This is a genomic window from Sphingobacterium sp. UBA5670 (genome assembly GCF_002420705.1).
GTDB lineage: Bacteria > Bacteroidota > Bacteroidia > Sphingobacteriales > Sphingobacteriaceae > Sphingobacterium.
In genome coordinates this window covers 30219-48178 of sequence record NZ_DIIM01000014.1, presented here as the reverse complement: position 1 = coordinate 48178, position 17960 = coordinate 30219, and the positions used below count along the sequence as shown (strand labels likewise).

The window sequence follows — 17960 nt, the reverse complement described above, 5'->3', positions numbered from 1 at the left end:
TTGTCCTATGGAAAGATATAAAAAACAAAAATGCTTTATAATTGTAAAGAAATAGTGACATTCATTTTACGACTCTAAAAGATTTTAAATTATGAATCTAATTATGAACTTGATAGCAATTGCAAGTATAGCAACTGCTTCGCTGGCCACATCGTCAGCTAAATCAACATTATTGCTAGCGCACAATAATGCTCTTCCACTAAAAAAGCAGGTGTCAAGGAACGTCCAGATGGGAACCGACTCGCTGCTGCAATACTTTAATGAAACAACTGCGGAGCTGGAAAAGCAAGTTGCCGGCCTAAGCGAAGCTCAGCTTCAATTTAAACCAGCACCTGACAAATGGTCAATCAGCCAATGTCTGGAGCATATTATACGTTCAGAACGAATGATATTTGATATGGCTAAAAAGGGGCTGGATCAAGATCCACAACCTGAAAGAAGAAAGGAGATCAAGTTGACAGATGACAATCTCAAAAATGCACTCACAGACCGGAGCCACAAATATCAGGCACCAAAAGAGCTCCAGCCAGAGGGAATTTATAAAGATGTGAAAACAGCACTGACTGATTTCACCGCTGCACGTCAGCCTGTAATCGATTATATCAAAAAAGCAGATGCAGAAGATCTCAGAAATCATGTCAGCGACTCTCCTACCGGTCCCATTGATGGTTACCAAGCGCTGATGTTTATTGCTGCGCATAGTGCACGTCATACCAAACAGATCGCTGAAATAAAAGCAAATCCCAATTTTCCAAAACAATAGAACGATGAAGAAGTTGACCTACCAAATTAAGATTCATGCACCTGTGGCGCACGTTTTTAAGACAATGCTTGGCAAAGAAACCTATAAACAATGGACCAGCGCCTTTGATCCAAGTTCGGATTTTGAAGGCATTTGGGACAAAGGACAAAAAATCTATTTTACCGGCGTCAATGAAAACGGCGAGAAAGGTGGTATGGTTGCAGAGATTGCAGAATACATTCCCAATTCATATGTTTCCATTCGGCATCTCGGTATTTTGGATAAGGACCAGGAAGTACTCTCCGGACCAACGGTCGAGGATTGGGCGGGGGCGTTAGAAAACTATTCTTTTACAGAAATCGACGGTCAAACTTTATTGAAAATAGATGTTGATACAAGCGACGAATACATTGATTACTTTCATGAAGCTTGGCCAAAAGCCTTAGAAGCTTTAAAAGAGATCAGTGAAACGAAATAGGTTAATTAAAGCCTACCAAATACTCCGGAAGATCTCTTGTCAAAAGTTTATTGAAACATAAAAACGGCATCTTGATCAAGATGCCGTTTTTGTATTTTATCTCTACTGAGTCTGACCGAAAAATCGCGAATATGAGCGATTTAAAATAGAGTCAGTATGATCTCGCCTCGGTTTACTTTTGCTTTTTGAACCGAATATCAAATATATTGTAATACCGCAGCGTGCTATAGTCCTTTAGGCTCATGAAGTCATACGTAAGCGGATAATTAAAGATATTTTCCGTCTGACTCACATAAAGGAGCATATCGCGGAGCGCTGTTCCAATAGCCTTGGCTCCTTTCGGATACTGCATAAAACTGTTCTTGCCGCCGCCACGATAGTAGATCAGCAGATTGCTGCAATCGAGGACCTTGGTATCGGTATCATCCAGTGCTTTGTTTTCCAGTATTTTGTCTATTGCTGTATTTAGGCTTGCCCGTGTTGAATCAGTTTCACCCATCAGAATCATATGGGTACCATAAGTCACCGAAGCAAGCACATAGGGAGAGTAACCTGCTTGGGTTAATGCCGCTACCTCCGATTCCGGATAAGCATCAAAATACTCTGTGTGGTCAATATAAATTGTAAGCTTATTGACTTTACCGATACGAAGCGTACTATTTTGCTTACTGATCGTCGTTGAGTCGGCATGTTTTACAAGGGATAATGCCTTTTTCACATCTTTCGAATTACCGAGAAATCCCTGTATTTCTGCGTAATCTTCAAAAGTACCGGAGGAGAAATTCACACTGCTTGCCTGTTTCGACTTTTCAAACTTATTTGCATAAGCAAGGCCATTTTTATAGCTGGGCTCAAAGAATCCCATATCTACAGAGAAATCATTGTAAGACAAGAAATGGAATTTTACTTTTTTTGCTTTTGCTTCCAGGCTTTCTAGCCGTGGACCTTCAAGCGTGTCTTTGAGACTCCAAAGTCCGCCCAGGAAAACCTTTTCATCAATATTATCATCGGCGAAAAGCTCGCTCATCTGAAATTGTATTCTCCGATTTTCGTATTTATCTGGGGGAACCGAAGGCTCATTTTTGGTGGTATCTGTGGGCACCACCTCTGGCGGCTCAACTTTTGGCTCGATCGGATCTTTTGTACAGCTTAGCCATACAAGTGAACTAATAAGAAGCAAAACATTTCTAGTGTGCATATGAAAGTTTTTTTTTCTAATTTTTTAACATTGAAATTAACAGTAGGGAATACTGTTTTTTATCTGATAAATTAAATATAGTAATCTAAGATAATGCTTTTTTACATTACTCCCATGTATCCTACACTTATATAGAAATTTTTACAATTGAATCAGTTCATCCGAGTCTCACAAAAAGTGTATAAGACAAAAGGTTAAGCTAACAACTCCTTGAGACTCCAAACAATAGATAAAGGAATATCGCCATTAGGCATGGACAAAACGGGTAAAGGCTAAGTTTTGTCCGGTATAAAAGATAACCATTAGGATTTAGAATCGGCAAGAAAATATCTCGCTCACATAAGAAAAAAGCGGAGTGTAAACTCCGCTTTTATTTTTGCTTTTGTAACACTGCAATTCCCCTAGTGCTTCTTATGAACCGAGAATGGGCAGGCAGCTAGCTGAACTAAACACCCCAAAATGCCCTGCATGCTTTAAAAAAGGATCCGCAACCGCCATTGGTATAAGTCTCAGACGTGTGCGTACCCACCAGTTGTGCAGTATCGTAATCATAAAAGCTCAACACAAAAACGCAGCGGGTTAATTTACCTTGACTTTCTTTAATCTCTTCAGTAACTTTCACGAGCGTATTGGTTTTGGGAAGACGGTACGTCGTTGTTTTGGCATTGACATTTTCTTTAGGTGCCTTTTCCATTGTTTTTGCAGAAGCAGCAGTCGATAGCATAGCCAATGCTACCAGGATCATCATCAATTTTTTCATCATTCTTATTTTTTTGTTAAACCATAAACATGCTTTTCGAGACATGCCTTTATCGTATGGAAGTAAAAATAAAAACAGGTTTAACTAATTTTATAGTGATTTATTATTTGTAGCATTTCATTCATTATCCGTGGGTACCAGTCTATTATTCGCAATACAACGATTTGCACTGTCTAGGTTAATCTTGATATTTTGCAAATTGCATATCCTACTCTATTTTTTATCGGAGTAAACAGGCTGGGACTATCAGCTATGGATTTGATACCGATTAGGAATACTGCCTTGACTAAGGTAACAGTACTATAACCATACTACAACAATACTAGAACCATACCGGAAGTAACAATTTTCGGTACACATAAAGGCGATATGTAGCGCCATTATGTTACATCTTTCCTCGGATTTTCCCATCAAAAAATCCGATTGTGTCCGATTGGAATCTAACGATCTGAATTCTACAACATTTTTGAACATAAAAAAAGGAGACAGCTATTGACTAGTGTCTCCTTAAGTGCCCAGGAGCAGATTCGAACTGCCACGCCCATACGAGCGCCACCCCCTCAAGATGGTGCGTCTACCAATTTCGCCACCTGGGCTCATATTCACCTTTGGTATCACAAAAATAAAGATTTTTCGCTCTTTTACAAGTCGAAAATCGCTTTTTACCGTATTATTTTACTAAATTCCTATTGATCAAGGTTCTAATTACACCGTCGACAAGTCCAACGCGCGGAACAATGATTTGTTTTAAACGACCATGTTTCATAATAGTCAGGAAAATCTCACTCGCTGGTATAATTACATCCGCGCGATCCTCATTTAAGCCCAATAGAATAATGCGTTCTTTTAAAGAAAAGGAGGATAAATGTTCATACACGGCTTTTAATTTGGCATAGGACAATGGCTTATCCAATTTTTCATTAGAGAGACGTGCCAGCTTATTGATATTGCCACCAGTACCGATACCAACAACTTGTTTGTACATATGCGTATTACTTCGTACCCACTCTTTCAGCTCATCCCAAGTCTCAGTCTTGTCCTGATTGTCCAGAATCCGGATCGTTCCTAAATTAAAAGACCTCGAGTTAACCAAAATGCCATTGGCAAATAAAGATAATTCGGTACTACCTCCACCAACGTCAATGTAAAGGTAAACTTTATCCTTTTCCATCTTATTATCCCAATGGCTATTGTAAATAATCTCAGCTTCCTTTGCTCCTTCTATAATATCGATGTTTATCCCGTTTTTCTTGACCTCCGCAACAATGTCTGCTCCATTACGGGCGTCACGCATCGCCGAGGTTGCACAAGCCATATAATCCTCCACATGATAGACATCCATCAATTCCCGAAAAGCCTTCATCGTCTTGATTAAACTCTCGGCTTTACGCGGTGAAATTTCCTGATGAATAAATGCATCATCCCCCAAACGAAGGGGGACACGTAGCAGTGTATTTTTCTTAAAATTATATTGATCCTTTTGTCCTATAATGTCAGCTATCAAAAGACGGACTGCATTGGAGCCTATATCTATTGCGGCGTATCTCACTTTATATACGATTTCATTAAATTACGCTAAAATAAACACAGCAATTCAAAACTATGTTACACAAATGTTAAGTTATCATTAATTTAACAAATAACAAATGATTATTGCAAGTTTACTGTTAGCAGGAAAATCATAAAAAAGGAGTATTCATCTGAATGAATACTCCTTTCTCCTCTTATTAATCTTATTTCTTAGTGATGGTGCTCTTCAACTTTACCGCCAGCTAATTTGTAGATCTCTTCCACTTTTTTCAAAGACTCTTCCGAAAGGTGGATAACGTCTTTGTTTGTATTATGTTCTTCGTGAGACAATCTTGTATTGATCTCACCTTGTTTTTCAACCACTAGCGCTAAAAATGCTTTATCGTTGAATGCTGCAGTGCTGTCCGAACCAATTGAAGCAGGAACCTGAAATGCAGGCACACCACGCTGCGCATCGCCAACATGCAATTCTTTCGCTAAATTGTCTAATTCAGGTAATACTGTTGCGTAAGCTTCTTTAATCTTTGCAGCAACATTCTTTACTTCTGCTGAAGCAGATTGTTTTGCAGCTACATCGGCAAGATTTACCAAGTAGTTTCCATTTTCACCAACGAATTTAATCATTCCAAAAGCATCACCATCTGCTAAGGATGCATTGGCATATTGACGCTGTCTATCTGCAGCTGTTTGACCACAAGATGCAAATAATGTACCCGCACAAGCCGCAACAATAAATAACTTATTAATCTTCATATCAATTTTGTTAACTATACAAAAGTAGATAAAATATATGTTCTCCGAAACTCTATCCGTGAAAAGAAAGAAAAATTACGCAACATTTCTTCCTGCATTTACGACACCAAAGATTGTACGCGCTATTAACTTCGAATAATCTTCACGCTGGGCATCCGTCAGTTGATCTGAATTCAATGCACGGATAGCAAAATGCTGGATAACCAATAACGGTAACACAATTCCCTCACGTGCTAAAATAGACTCCCGATCAACTGGATAGTTCTCCATCAATTTTGAGGTTCCGCTCAGTTTTAACAAATATTCTTTTGTTATCTGATATTCGGCATACAACGTTTTCCAAAAATCACCATAAATAGGATCATCTTTCATGTATGCTGTAATATCAAAGTTGGACTTTGTCATCGACATCATACAATTGTCGATCAATGTCTGGAAAAATCCCGATGACACATACAATTGCTGCACATCCTTCCAAAGGTTATTTTTTTCAGCCCATTGCAATGCTGTTCCGACACCATAAAATCCAGGAATATTTTGTTTCAGCTGGCTCCAGGAAGTTACAAAACTAATCGCACGTAAATCTTCTAATCGCAATTCACGGCCTGAGTTACGTTTTACAGGTCTACTTGAAATATTGATCGAAGATAGCGCTTTCAATGGCGACATCGTCTCCAAGTACGGTAAAAACAATTCGTTCGTGCGTAGATCCAAAAACTTATGGTGGCTTAGTTCGGCCAGCTTATCAATAATCTCCTGTTGATGTTTTGTCAGGGTATCGCCCACACGTTGCTTTAGATCTGAAATAATACCAGCATGTAAGAGTTGCTCAATATTAAAGCGTGCCGTATCCAATGAACCATACTGGCTACTGATTGTTTGGCCTTGAATCGTTAACTGGATATGGTCGTTGGCAATTTCCTTACCCATCGATGCATAAAAACGCTGTGTTTTACCACCACCACGTGCTGGAGGGCCACCTCGACCGTCAAAAAACACCAAATCGACATCGTACTCGCGTGATATCGCCGTAAGTTCGATTTTTGCACGATAGATCGACCAGTTCGCCATCAGATATCCTCCGTCTTTTGTACTATCAGAGTAGCCTAGCATAATGGTCTGTTTATTTCCTCTGCGCTTCAAATGTGCTTTATACTCCTTGTTACTGTACAAGGTTTTCATCACGTCTGCTGCTCTCGTCAAATCATCAACTGTCTCAAATAAGGGTACAAAATCGATCGTCAAGGCATCTTTTTTCCATCCCGACCACAAGAATAACTGACGCAGTCCTAGGATATCACTCGCCTGTTGGCAATTACTGATGATAAAGCGTTGCGCAGCTCGCTCAGAACCGGAACGTTGAATCTCCTTTAACAATTTTATCACGCCTGATGTGTCCTTCGTTAACGGATCCGCATCCTCCCCTACAGTTAAGTCAAGTTCTTTGAATTTTAAGGCTTTCTGCTTATCATTTTCACCTAGTTCCAGATAATCCAACGGCATCCCCGTCTTTTCCTGGTTATGTTGAATCAGATAATTGGTAGCCTCCCGCAAAATGCGGCTGTCTTGCCTAATATCCAAAGTGGTAAAGAAACAGCCAAAAGTCATTACTTTACGAAGCAAATCATCCACAATCTCGACGAAAAGTCCATTGTGATATTCCTCCAAAACATTTTTGATTGCTTTTAGATTGGTGATGATATTATCTGTTTCGTCTGCCGGATGTTCGACGGGATTGAAACTGTTATCGTAAAACAATGTCTGTAGGTTTTCCATATACTCCTCCACACCTCTAAACGTGATGCGTCTTCTTACGATACGAAAATCCCTATAGTAACATCTAAACAAAATAGTACGTAGCAATGCGGCAACTTTCTTGGTGCTATCAACACTTACGTTAGGATTACCATCACGGTCACCTCCCGGCCAAAAGCCCAATTCGATCAATTGTTTTACTTCTTCCGTATCTACGTCCAATTCATCATCAATAAAGGCCTGAATTTCCGATGCTACTTTATAAAACACGTTTTCCAAAAACCAAGCTAAGCTCGCTGCCTCATCAACTGGAGTCGGTTTATTTTTATTGATGAAAGGCGTTTTACCCAATTGCTGTAGCAATAAATGGATACTATGAATATCATTGGTCTTGATCGCATCAATAAGATCGTTGATAATACCCAATACTGGTCCGGGATAAAATTGCGTCGGATGTGCAGTTAATACCAGACGTACAGAAAAATCTTTTAATTTCGATACAATCTTACGACGCATATCATCACTGCCTTCAGCATTTTTAATCAGTGCTCCCAAAACATTCTCGTCATCGCCGCGGCCCACCATCTGAAAAGAAGAGTCTTCTATCGCATCAAATAAAACAACCTGACGCTCTATATATTGAACAAATCGAAACAACAAATCAATACGTTGCTCTTCCGAAGAAAATTCCTCATGCTGATCGAAGAAACTCTTTATAATCTCATCAGGAGTTAAATGCTGATCCACACCCTTTTCACATTGCTTTGCAAAAAATGGTAATAAAGTACCGGTATCTTTAACACGTTGAAATGGCAATGTTAAAAACAAACTTTTGAAAAGCTCAAAGCGTGTCAATACCTCGTCCTGAAAGACGGCTTCATTTTTACTTTGCTTCATATTTAAAACTTTGAAAGTAGTCAAGAGAGTTTAGGTGACTCTTGAAATTTTGTAATGTCTCTGAAATTACCCTATGGCTCCAAATATAACAATATTATATCTAAACAAATAAAAAAATATAAATTAATCAAAAAAACAACTAAAACATTATAAACATATTAACAGATTTTAGTAAATTTTCCTTTTTTACACATTAACCCAGTACAGTATAGAAGCGAAAGCCCCTAAGAGCCTGCCCCCGTTAAGCCCTACCACAAAATGGGCCACCCCTGATCAGATAGAAACCAAACAGTAATCTCACTATAATCAGTACCAAAAAGAGCAAACATAGACGAACAATTGTTTTTAATATGAAAAGCAATTTATCTAAGTTTGTACTATACATTATGAAACAGACACAAGAAATAAAAAGTTTTTTCTACAGCCAATATTTTGCAGATGGACTCCGAATTACCATCGGATGTATCGTGCCTGTCTTAATCTTTGCAACCATTGGACAATTTACCAATGGAACCATTGTTTCCCTTGGAGCACTCCTAGTAGGCCTTTCAGACACACCGGGCGCGCCCAGTCACAGAAGAAAAGGAATGATTGCAGGTGCTGTGTTGACTACCTTAACTTTTATTCTCACCAATATAGTCAATCAAAATGTATATCTGCTTGCCATTTTTATTGGCGTTGCCTGTTTTATATTCGCCATGTTTGCGGTGTTCAATGGAAGAGCGGCCAACGTCGGACTGATGTGCATCCTGATGATGTTGATCCATGTGCAGATCCACTACCCCCTTGCTGAATCCATCAACTACCTAGGCTTCTATACTTTAGGTGGTTTATGGTATATTGCGATTAGTCTTTCCATTACCCAAGCACGTCCTTACAGGCTTGCCGAACAGGAGCTATCGGAAACAATCCGGTATGTTGCTGAATATATACGACTGAAAGCAAATTTTTACGACGCTAAAATTGACAACGACAAAAACTACCTAAAACTCATTGATAAACAAGTTGAAGTCAATCAGCATCAGGAAAACGTACGCGATGTATTATTCCAGAGTAAGCGGTCAATCAAGGATACAACAAAAGCAGGCCGTTACCTAACACTGGTTTTTAACGACATTGTCGACCTCTTTGAACAAAGTATGGCTGCACATTATGATTATAACACCATCAGTGAACGCTTTGGCCCCACCGGTATCTTGGAAGATTTCAAAAATGTCATTTTAAAATATACCAATGAGCTTGATAATCTGGCCTATCAGCTCAATACGAATACACAGCCAAAACCCTTGTATGATTTCGACGCAGATCTCAGCCGTCTTCACGCTAAAATTGACCAACTGGATAAAAATCATCAATATAGTACCTTTGCTTTGCGCAAGGTCTTGATCAATTTGCGTGATCTGGTCCGTCGAATTAAAAATATTTATGGCTACTCACATCTGCAGCCTGACGACGTCAAACGTAAAGAAATCGATGATGCCAAACGCTTTGTCCAAAGCTCTGCTATTGATTTTAAAAAGTTCCGCGAAAATCTTACCCTAAAATCCACCATCTTTCGGCATGCCTGCCGCATGGCAATTGTCATGTCGGTTACCTATTACGTGTTTGAAGTCACCAATATCACCAATAATGTGTACTGGATCCTCCTCACCATCATGGTTATCCTAAAACCTGGCTTCGGACTCACAAAGGAGAGAAATATCCAGCGTCTCATCGGCACAACGATAGGTGGACTCATCGGGGCTCTCATCCTTTTAACCATCCATGACCCAACTGTCCTCTTCGTTCTCTTGGTATTCTTTTTTCTGACGGCATATAGCTTATTCCGTGTCAATTATGTTATTGCCGTGCTTTTTATGACACCCTATGTATTAATTATGCTGAGCTTCGTGAGCGCCAATACCCTAGACGTCACGAAAGAACGAATCTTGGACACCTTTATCGGGGGCATGATTGCATTCTTATCCAGTTATATTATTTTTCCAAATTGGGAAAGCATGCAAGTCAAGGAGTCCATGCGAAAGCTACTCATTGCCAACTACAATTACATCTTTCAGGCATTGAAAGAAATTGCAGGCCAAGCGCCTTCCATCACGGATTACAAACTAACCCGCAAGGCAGTCTACGTTGAAACGGCCAATATGGGTTCGACTTTCCAGCGCATGCTCACAGAACCTAAAAAACGTCAGAAATACAGCAAGGAAGTCAATAAATTCGTTATATTCAATCATATTCTCGCCTCTTTTTCGGTGACATTAATGAACCATATCGACGAGATGGACAATAATTATATTAATAAGGATCACGTTCGAACGATTCGAAAAATACTAAGTTCCCTGGAACAATCGATTCAACTGCTACATTCTGACGATAGCATCAGTGAATTTGTTCCTTTGGCAATTGAAATTCCGAGTGATCAATTTGATAGCGCAGATGTGAGTTCAGTTGATGGACAGCTATTGACCGAACAACTGGAATTTCTCAGTAAAATTGCGCAGGATTTGCATAAAATTGTTCAGGACCTTCATGCTAAAAGCACAGCAGTGTCAGAAAATGAACTACCAAAAGCTTTAAGCTGATTTATTCTTTAAAATTCTCGACATTTATACCATGAGCGATACAATAACACGGTACGACCTGATTATAGTTGGTGGCGGGCCTATTGGCTTAGCTTGTGCCTTAGAAGCTAAAGAAGCAAATTTAAACTATCTCATTCTTGAAAAGGGCTGTTTGGTCAATTCACTTTATAATTACCCCCAAAATATGACCTTTTTCTCATCCTCCGAAAGGTTGGAAATTGGTGATATCCCTTTCGTCACCACCAACCCCAAACCAAAACGGATGGAAGCGTTGGAATATTATCGCCGTATACAGCAAAAGTTCGCACTGGATACGCATCTTTTCGAAGAAGTTCTGGACATCAAAAAAAACAAAGCTGAATTTGTGGTTACAAGCAGTAAGAACACCTACTATACCAAGAAAGTAATCGTTGCGACCGGCTTTTATGACATACCAATGTTGCTTAATATCCCCGGCGAAGATCTCCCCAAAGTGAGACATTACTACGATGACCCGCATTATTATAGCAGCCAAAAGGTAATCGTTGTCGGCGCTAGCAATTCATCCATTGATGCTGCGCTTGAGACCTACCGAAAAGGAGCGCAAGTTTCCTTGGTAATCCGTGGTAGCGAAATCAGCCGCCGGGTAAAATATTGGGTAAAACCTGATATTGAAAATCGAATTGCTGCTGGTGAAATCGCTGTGTATTATAATAGCCACTTAACTGAAGTTACTCCGACCACTGCACATATCCAAACACCAAACGGTATTGTCGAACTCGATAATGATTTTGTACTGGCTTTAACCGGCTATCGCCCAAATTTTGATTTTTTGAAAAAGATCGGAATTGATATTCCCGAAGAGGCACCTTGCATTCCTAGCCATAATGAAGAAACAATGGAAACAAATATAGCTGGGATCTATTTGGCAGGTGTTGTCTGTGGCGGCTTAAATACCCACCTTTGGTTTATTGAAAATTCACGAATTCATGCCAAGAGGATCATGGGACATATTCGCTCAACGCTTACTTAACGACTTGAAAACGTAAACCATTTAAGAAGATTTTCATCATTTTCTTCTGTAAACTGAGAATATGATCAAATTCTTCTTTTGTGGGGAATAACATGTTTTTCATATCTTTCAATATACCCATACGCATACCAAAAAGCGAATACAAAAGAATCCGGGCTGTTTCGTTGATATCTTCCACCTGTATCTCGCCAGCATCAATACCAATCTTGAGAATCTTTTCGATAATTTCGACTTCACGTAGATAAGACTCTTTGAACACCTGTTCCAGCTCATCAGGGAGTTCTTTCACCATCTTCATGGTGTATTCAAATAAATTATAATATTGGTTGATGATCTTGACGCGCATATCAATGGAATACATCATGATTTCCTCAAAGTTACCGCCCTTCGTAATGACATCTTCAATGTCTTCGATCATTTTATCAATAACGTATTCAAAAACCGCAGAATATAAGCTATTCTTATCCGGAAAATAATAATACAGCAATGCTTTTGAAAAATTGAGATCTTTGGCTATTTCCGACATCGTTGTTTTAGCCATTCCAAAATGTGCAAAGCGCCTTGTCGCAGCTTCTAGAATTTTGATTCTTTTTACATCTGCATTACCCATTAAACTTATATTTTTTATCGTTAAATAAACGGTTTATACTATCTTTACCGATTATCATGCTAAAGATAGCTGATTTTTTTGAATTTCTGAAAACTAAAGTCAATATGAAGTTAAACATTCAATCGAATATATCTTTAAAACCTTTCAACACGTTTGGAATAGAAGAAAAGACAAATTTCCTAATCGAAGTGAATGACAATGAAACATTGACCGAAATTTTTAAAAACGGTATTTTTAACGAGAATTTTTTTGTTCTTGGCGCTGGCAGCAACGTACTATTCACCAAAGCATTCAACGGATACATTATCCGCATGACCAGCAAGGGTATACAGGCTAGAATTGATGGCGATGATGTCTATGTCACGGCACAAGCGGGAGAAATTTGGAATGATTTCGTGTGGCACTGCATCAGACATAAATTCGCCGGGATTGAGAATATGGCGCTGATCCCCGGCACTGTCGGGGCATCACCTGTACAGAACATCGGGGCTTATGGCACCGAACTTATGTATGTCTTTCATGAATGCCAGGCTTTCGATACCCATAACGGCACCTTTACAACTTTCAAGAAGGAAGATTGCAATTTTTCCTACCGGGACAGCATCTTTAAAACGGAACACAAAGGCCGGTTTATTATTACCCAGGTAACTTATAAGCTTAGCCAAACAGCCCATATCAATACAACTTATGGTGCAATAGAAGCCGAACTCGCTAAAGAAAATATAACAAACCCAAGTATTGACGATATCGCAACCATTGTCTCCAAAATCCGCGTAGAAAAACTTCCTGACCCAAGTACAGTGGGAAATGCCGGAAGTTTCTTTAAGAATCCTGTCGTTAAAGCGTCGACTTTTGAACCTCTTCAGAAAAAATATCCGACAATACCGCATTATCCAATGCCCAATAATGAAACAAAATTGGCAGCTGGATGGTTAATAGAACAATGCGGTTGGAAAGGAAAAGAATATGGACAAGCAGGTGTATGGAAAAATCAGGCACTTGTACTAATAAATAGACAAAACGCTACAGGACAGGAAATTTACAATCTATCTGAACAAATTATAAGCGATGTAGCCAACAAATTTGGCATTCAGCTAGAGCGTGAAGTTAATTTATTGTAAAGAAGCAAAAAAGAGTATTTTTACCTTTTTTAAATCTGAAAGCAAAAGAAAAATAGGCTTCACTTTAGCAAAACATCACTTTGAGCTAATTTTATTTATTTAAAGTTAGTTTACGCACACGTTTGCTTTGCTTAAAATAATCTTAAAATTATATTAACAAATCTAATTTTGCCATTTTTGGCGCATTTTTTGCCTCACACTTAATGAACCGCATTTTATAAACTTACTGTTTTGTAAAAAGAACAGTTATAATTCATTAAGCTATGACAAAGAATGAATTTGACAACATGGTTATTGAGCAATCGGACTCATTAAAACTCTACGCCAGAAATTTTACCAGTGATTACGAGGATGCCAACGACCTCGTACAGGACACCATCCTGAAAGCTGTAACCTATTTTAAAAATTTCAAAGAAGGAACCAATTTGAAAGGATGGCTCTACACCATCATGAAAAATACGTTTATTAATAACTATAGACGTATCGTAAAAACCAACTCGTTCATTACCAAAGACGAGGACATTTCTAACGCTAACCTCCTATTATCTGCATCCGCCAATCAGGGCGAAAGCAAATTTGTCATGGAAGACATCCATGAGGCTTTATCCAGTCTTTCCGAAGAATATTACATTCCATTCTCACTGTACTTCGAAGGGTTTAAATATCACGAGATATCCGAGCACCTAAATATCCCTATCGGAACAGTTAAGACACGAATACATGTTGCTAGAAAATTAATGAAAAGATCGCTATCAGCTTATAAAGTAGCTTAGTTTTTCTATCTTCGCCTTCTTAAAAAATACTAATGGCAGAAGAATTACCGGTATACAGCAAAAGTCAGCTAGCCTTACGTAACGGTCAGGATAAACCGCAGATTTGGGTCGCTTACCACGGATACATTTATGATGTCGGAGCAAGTAGACTCTGGAAAAACGGCATGCACTATGAACATTGGGCGGGACAAGATCTAACTGAGGAGCTCCAAGAAGCCCCTCATTCAGAATCTGTATTTTCAAAATTTCAGATTATCGGAAAACTGAAAGATCAATGATTATAAATTAAACTGAGATAGGGCAACGAAAGCGTTCAATCGCTTTTGTATGTCCTCTTCGGTAAGATCGACCAGACGATCCGTTCCAAATTTTTCTACACAGAATGAAGCCAATGCCGAACCAAAAATCAATGCATTCTTCATATTTGTAAAGTTTACACTCTTTACTTTGGCTAGATAACCAATAAAACCTCCAGCAAAGGAATCACCTGCACCTGTCGGGTCAAACACATCTGCCAAAGGTAAAGCCGGAGCAGAAAAAATCTGATTCTCTCCAAAAAGAAGCGCACCGTGTTCACCTTTTTTGATAATTAAATATTTGGGGCCCATTGCCAAAATGGCTTTTGCTGCTTTGACCAGAGAATACTCGCCCGACAGTTGTCTTGCCTCTGAATCATTTATAGCTAAAACATCCACCTTTAAAAGAACCTCCTTTAAGTCATCCATGGCAACATTCATCCAGTAGTTCATGGTATCGAGAACAACCAATTTAGGCTTGTGATTTAATCGCGCCAATGTTGTCAACTGTATTTGAGGAGTAAGATTCCCTAAAAGAAGATATTCACAATCTTGATAACTTTCCGGAATAATTGGATCAAAATCAGCTAATACATTTAAGTCTGTCGCCAATGTGTCACGGCTGTTCATATCATTGTGATACCTACCCGACCAAGAAAAGGTTTGCCCACCAGAAATCACCTGCACACCCGTCACATCTACACCACGGTTCTTAATAAGATCAAGATTGTCATTTCCAAAATCCTCCCCAACAACACTGACCAACTTAATTTGATCACATAGATAGGATGCCGCCAGACTAGCAAATGTACCGGCACCACCTACAATTTTGTCAGTTTTACCGAACGGTGTCTCTATCGTATCGAAAGCCACCGTACCAATAATTACTAAACTCATAGTTTTTTAATAAGCATGGTAAACAAAAAAACCGGCATAAAGCCGGTTTCAATATTGCTCCTGAAGCTGGGCTCGAACCAGCGACCCTCTGATTAACAGTCAGATGCTCTAACCTGCTGAGCTATTCAGGAATTTATTTTTCGAGAAATTCCTTTCTCATAGAATGTACAAAAATAGTACATTTTAATTTGTTATGCAAATAAATTATTTGCTTATCGCTCCTGAAGCTGGGCTCGAACCAGCGACCCTCTGATTAACAGTCAGATGCTCTAACCGGCTGAGCTATTCAGGAATGAAAAATTGAATATTTTAAAAACTCCGGTTATGTAAGTTATTAAATTGCTCCTGAAGCTGGGCTCGAACCAGCGACCCTCTGATTAACAGTCAGATGCTCTAACCTGCTGAGCTATTCAGGAGTGTTTTCAATTTTTCCGGAGACCCTATTGCGTTTCCGTGATGCAAGTATCGGAAGATTATTAGAATACTACAAATTTTTTGAGCACATTTTTTACAACTTCCTAAATTCCAATTAGAATAATTTATTTTTATTTTTCATAAGCTGGTACAAAAATGCCTTTTAAGCTCCTAAACCAGCATTATTCTTCTTTTGCCTTCGATGAATATGAGCTAACCAGCCGACAATATCCCTCATTAGATACGGTTAAAGCAACACGCCCTTCAAAATAAGGGTAGCCACACTAAAATAAATCAATAACCCTGTCACATCCACTAAAGTCGATACAAAGGGTGCAGAAGAACTCGCAGGGTCTGCACCGAGCCGTTTCATTACAAAAGGCAACATAGATCCCATCAACGACCCCCAAAGCACTACCCCCACCAGCGATAAGGAAATAACCAATGCGACCAGCACCCAATACTCACCATAACTATGCGCAAAAGATTGCCATGCCATAATCCGTAGAAAGCCAAGCCCCCCCAAAATAAGTCCCAACAATAAGCCCGACAAGATCTCCCTTCGCATGACTCGCCACCAGTCGCCCAATGTCACTTCACCCAAGGCCATGGCCTGAATAATCAATGTGGATGCTTGAGACCCACTGTTCCCTCCACTGGAAATAATAACTGGCATCAGTGCAAACAACATAATCGCACTTGCCATTTGTTCCTCAAAATGTTCAATAACCGTAGCTGTCAGAAGTTGCCCCAGAAACAGCACAATTAGCCACCCCGCTCTCTTCTTCACCAAGTTTTTAATCGAGACATCCAGGTACGGCTCATCCAAAGCTTCCGTCCCACCGATACGCTGCATATCTTCCGTGTACTCCTCATTGGCTACCCAAAGAATATCATCAACAGTCACAATCCCTAACATGACTCCCTGCTCATCAACAACAGGCAAGGCTACTCTATTATTCATCCGAAAAATATTGATCGCTTCCTCTTGCGGATCATAAGCATTTAACGAAATCAGACGATGATCGATCAATTCGCCAACCACTGTATCCGGCTCTGCCATCAGCACATCTTTAATCCGAATGTCATCGATTAGCTTGCCGTTGCCATCAATTACATACAGTACATCTATCGTCTCCGAATCTCTTCCATAACGCCTAATGTGCCCCAATATCCGCTCTATACTCCAATGCTCTTTCACGGTGATATAATCAGGGGTCATTAGACGCCCCACACTGTCCTCCGGATAGCCCAATAGTGCTAAAGCTTCAACACGATCTTTGGGCGGCAACAATAAAATTAAATGCTTGATATCATCCTTCATTTCAGAAAAAAACGAGGTACGATCATCGGGTGGCAATTCGTTAATTAAGGCACTGATTTTTGCCTTAGAAAGCTTCTTAAAAATTCTGTTTTGAGTAGGGAAATCCAGGATACGAAAAACGTTAACTGCGCGATTCAAATTTAACGACTCAATAAATAGTGAACCATGTTCGGGAAGCTCATCAATCAGCTCCTCCACTTCTGAAATATTTAATTCATTCAAAAACTCTTCCAGCCCGACAAAATCTCCACTTGCTATCAACTGCTCTATTTGACTCACCTGCATTTCCAGTTCTTCCATATCTCCTAATCAATTTAAAATCCTACATCTACAAAAAAATTTATATGTTACAAAAATCGCTTTTTTAAAGTAAATTCTGCATAAAAAAATAAATAATAAAATGTGGTTGTCTGATGGAACAAATGGAGCAAACAGCGCACTTCCCTTCCCCTCTCCCAAGACAAAAACAAGACATTTTGTCACATTCAAAAATAACACTTAAATCAGATTCTACAAAAACTTCAAAACATCCAAATCAAAATAAAACCAGGCAACCTGTCTTACAATTGTCGATCTTTTTTTAGACCAGCCAAAAATAAATCTGGCAGGCTTATTATTTTCTAGTAGGATACAGCAATCAACCGACAACAGCTAAGAAATCTGACTTAAAAAATGCCAGCAAATATTTCAGGCAAAATCATTGAATCGCCAATTATTTAAGTATATTCGTCGTATGCTTTAACCTGTTCTGTAGTGGATGATTCAACAATAAAAAACAGACTTTACAAGTCTTTTTAAACACAAAATATGCAAGAAAAAAG

The 17960-nt window shown here is 39.2% G+C and carries 15 protein-coding genes and 4 tRNA genes; 7 read left to right on the top strand and 12 right to left on the bottom strand.

What is annotated here, in order from left to right; translation table 11 throughout:
• Positions 1 to 103 precede the first annotated feature (103 nt).
• Both B3C94_RS12215 and B3C94_RS12210 read left to right on the top strand, forming a co-directional pair.
• Positions 104 to 763: a DinB family protein gene (locus tag B3C94_RS12215; RefSeq protein ID WP_293903987.1), complete on the top strand. Its 660-nt coding sequence runs from the start codon at positions 104 to 106 to the stop codon at positions 761 to 763.
• 4 nt (positions 764 to 767) lie between these two features.
• Positions 768 to 1220, top strand: a complete 453-nt coding sequence (locus tag B3C94_RS12210; RefSeq protein ID WP_293903985.1) for an SRPBCC family protein — start codon at positions 768 to 770, stop codon at positions 1218 to 1220.
• Positions 1221 to 1392: 172 nt separating this feature from the next.
• Here B3C94_RS12210 and B3C94_RS12205 read toward each other — a convergent pair whose 3' ends face one another.
• The 6 genes from B3C94_RS12205 to B3C94_RS12180 all read right to left on the bottom strand — a co-directional run bounded on the left by B3C94_RS12205 (position 1393) and on the right by B3C94_RS12180 (position 8113).
• The gene (locus tag B3C94_RS12205) at positions 1393 to 2418 is read right to left on the bottom strand and encodes a hypothetical protein (RefSeq protein WP_293903983.1); all 1026 of its coding nucleotides are present in this window, start codon (positions 2416 to 2418) and stop codon (positions 1393 to 1395) included.
• 445 nt (positions 2419 to 2863) lie between these two features.
• Positions 2864 to 3181: a hypothetical protein gene (locus B3C94_RS12200; RefSeq protein ID WP_293903981.1), complete on the bottom strand. Its 318-nt coding sequence runs from the start codon at positions 3179 to 3181 to the stop codon at positions 2864 to 2866.
• 509 nt (positions 3182 to 3690) lie between these two features.
• A tRNA-Leu gene (locus B3C94_RS12195) sits at positions 3691 to 3774 on the bottom strand.
• Between the two features lie 74 nt (positions 3775 to 3848).
• The gene (locus tag B3C94_RS12190) at positions 3849 to 4727 is read right to left on the bottom strand and encodes an exopolyphosphatase (RefSeq protein WP_293903979.1); all 879 of its coding nucleotides are present in this window, start codon (positions 4725 to 4727) and stop codon (positions 3849 to 3851) included.
• Between the two features lie 191 nt (positions 4728 to 4918).
• Positions 4919 to 5461 (bottom strand): hypothetical protein, encoded by a 543-nt coding sequence (locus B3C94_RS12185; RefSeq protein WP_293903977.1) that lies wholly within the window; start codon positions 5459 to 5461, stop codon positions 4919 to 4921.
• Between the two features lie 75 nt (positions 5462 to 5536).
• Positions 5537 to 8113 carry a phosphoenolpyruvate carboxylase gene (locus B3C94_RS12180; RefSeq protein ID WP_293903975.1) on the bottom strand — a complete coding sequence of 859 codons (2577 nt, stop codon included), beginning with the start codon at positions 8111 to 8113 and terminating at the stop codon, positions 5537 to 5539.
• Positions 8114 to 8499: 386 nt separating this feature from the next.
• Between B3C94_RS12180 and B3C94_RS12175 the strand changes: the two genes are divergently transcribed.
• Positions 8500 to 10692 (top strand): FUSC family protein, encoded by a 2193-nt coding sequence (locus B3C94_RS12175; RefSeq protein WP_293903973.1) that lies wholly within the window; start codon positions 8500 to 8502, stop codon positions 10690 to 10692.
• A 31-nt stretch (positions 10693 to 10723) separates the two neighbouring features.
• On the top strand, positions 10724 to 11704 hold the full coding sequence (locus B3C94_RS12170; protein WP_293903971.1) for a YpdA family putative bacillithiol disulfide reductase: 981 nt from the start codon (positions 10724 to 10726) through the stop codon (positions 11702 to 11704).
• On the opposite strand, the gene B3C94_RS12165 is transcribed toward B3C94_RS12170, so the two are convergent.
• Positions 11697 to 12314 (bottom strand): TetR/AcrR family transcriptional regulator, encoded by a 618-nt coding sequence (locus tag B3C94_RS12165; RefSeq protein WP_293903969.1) that lies wholly within the window; start codon positions 12312 to 12314, stop codon positions 11697 to 11699. The two genes, B3C94_RS12170 and B3C94_RS12165, sit on opposite strands and share 8 nt — an antisense overlap.
• Before the next feature lie 104 nt (positions 12315 to 12418).
• On the opposite strand from B3C94_RS12165, the gene murB reads away from it, so the two are divergent.
• The 3 genes from murB (at position 12419) to B3C94_RS12150 (ending at position 14486) form a co-directional block, all read left to right on the top strand.
• Positions 12419 to 13435, top strand: a complete 1017-nt coding sequence (murB, locus tag B3C94_RS12160; RefSeq protein ID WP_293903967.1) for a UDP-N-acetylmuramate dehydrogenase — start codon at positions 12419 to 12421, stop codon at positions 13433 to 13435.
• Between the two features lie 263 nt (positions 13436 to 13698).
• Positions 13699 to 14208: an RNA polymerase sigma factor gene (locus B3C94_RS12155; RefSeq protein WP_293903965.1), complete on the top strand. Its 510-nt coding sequence runs from the start codon at positions 13699 to 13701 to the stop codon at positions 14206 to 14208.
• Positions 14209 to 14240: 32 nt separating this feature from the next.
• Positions 14241 to 14486 (top strand): cytochrome b5 domain-containing protein, encoded by a 246-nt coding sequence (locus tag B3C94_RS12150; protein WP_293903963.1) that lies wholly within the window; start codon positions 14241 to 14243, stop codon positions 14484 to 14486.
• On the opposite strand, the gene B3C94_RS12145 is transcribed toward B3C94_RS12150, so the two are convergent.
• From B3C94_RS12145 to mgtE, 5 genes are all read right to left on the bottom strand, one after another.
• Positions 14487 to 15401, bottom strand: a complete 915-nt coding sequence (locus tag B3C94_RS12145; RefSeq protein ID WP_293903961.1) for a PfkB family carbohydrate kinase — start codon at positions 15399 to 15401, stop codon at positions 14487 to 14489.
• A 57-nt stretch (positions 15402 to 15458) separates the two neighbouring features.
• A tRNA-Asn gene (locus tag B3C94_RS12140) sits at positions 15459 to 15532 on the bottom strand.
• Between the two features lie 87 nt (positions 15533 to 15619).
• A tRNA-Asn gene (locus B3C94_RS12135) sits at positions 15620 to 15693 on the bottom strand.
• 50 nt (positions 15694 to 15743) lie between these two features.
• Positions 15744 to 15817: transfer RNA gene (locus tag B3C94_RS12130), tRNA-Asn, on the bottom strand.
• Between the two features lie 245 nt (positions 15818 to 16062).
• Positions 16063 to 17439 carry a magnesium transporter gene (gene mgtE, locus B3C94_RS12125; RefSeq protein WP_293903959.1) on the bottom strand — a complete coding sequence of 459 codons (1377 nt, stop codon included), beginning with the start codon at positions 17437 to 17439 and terminating at the stop codon, positions 16063 to 16065.
• Positions 17440 to 17960 lie beyond the last annotated feature (521 nt).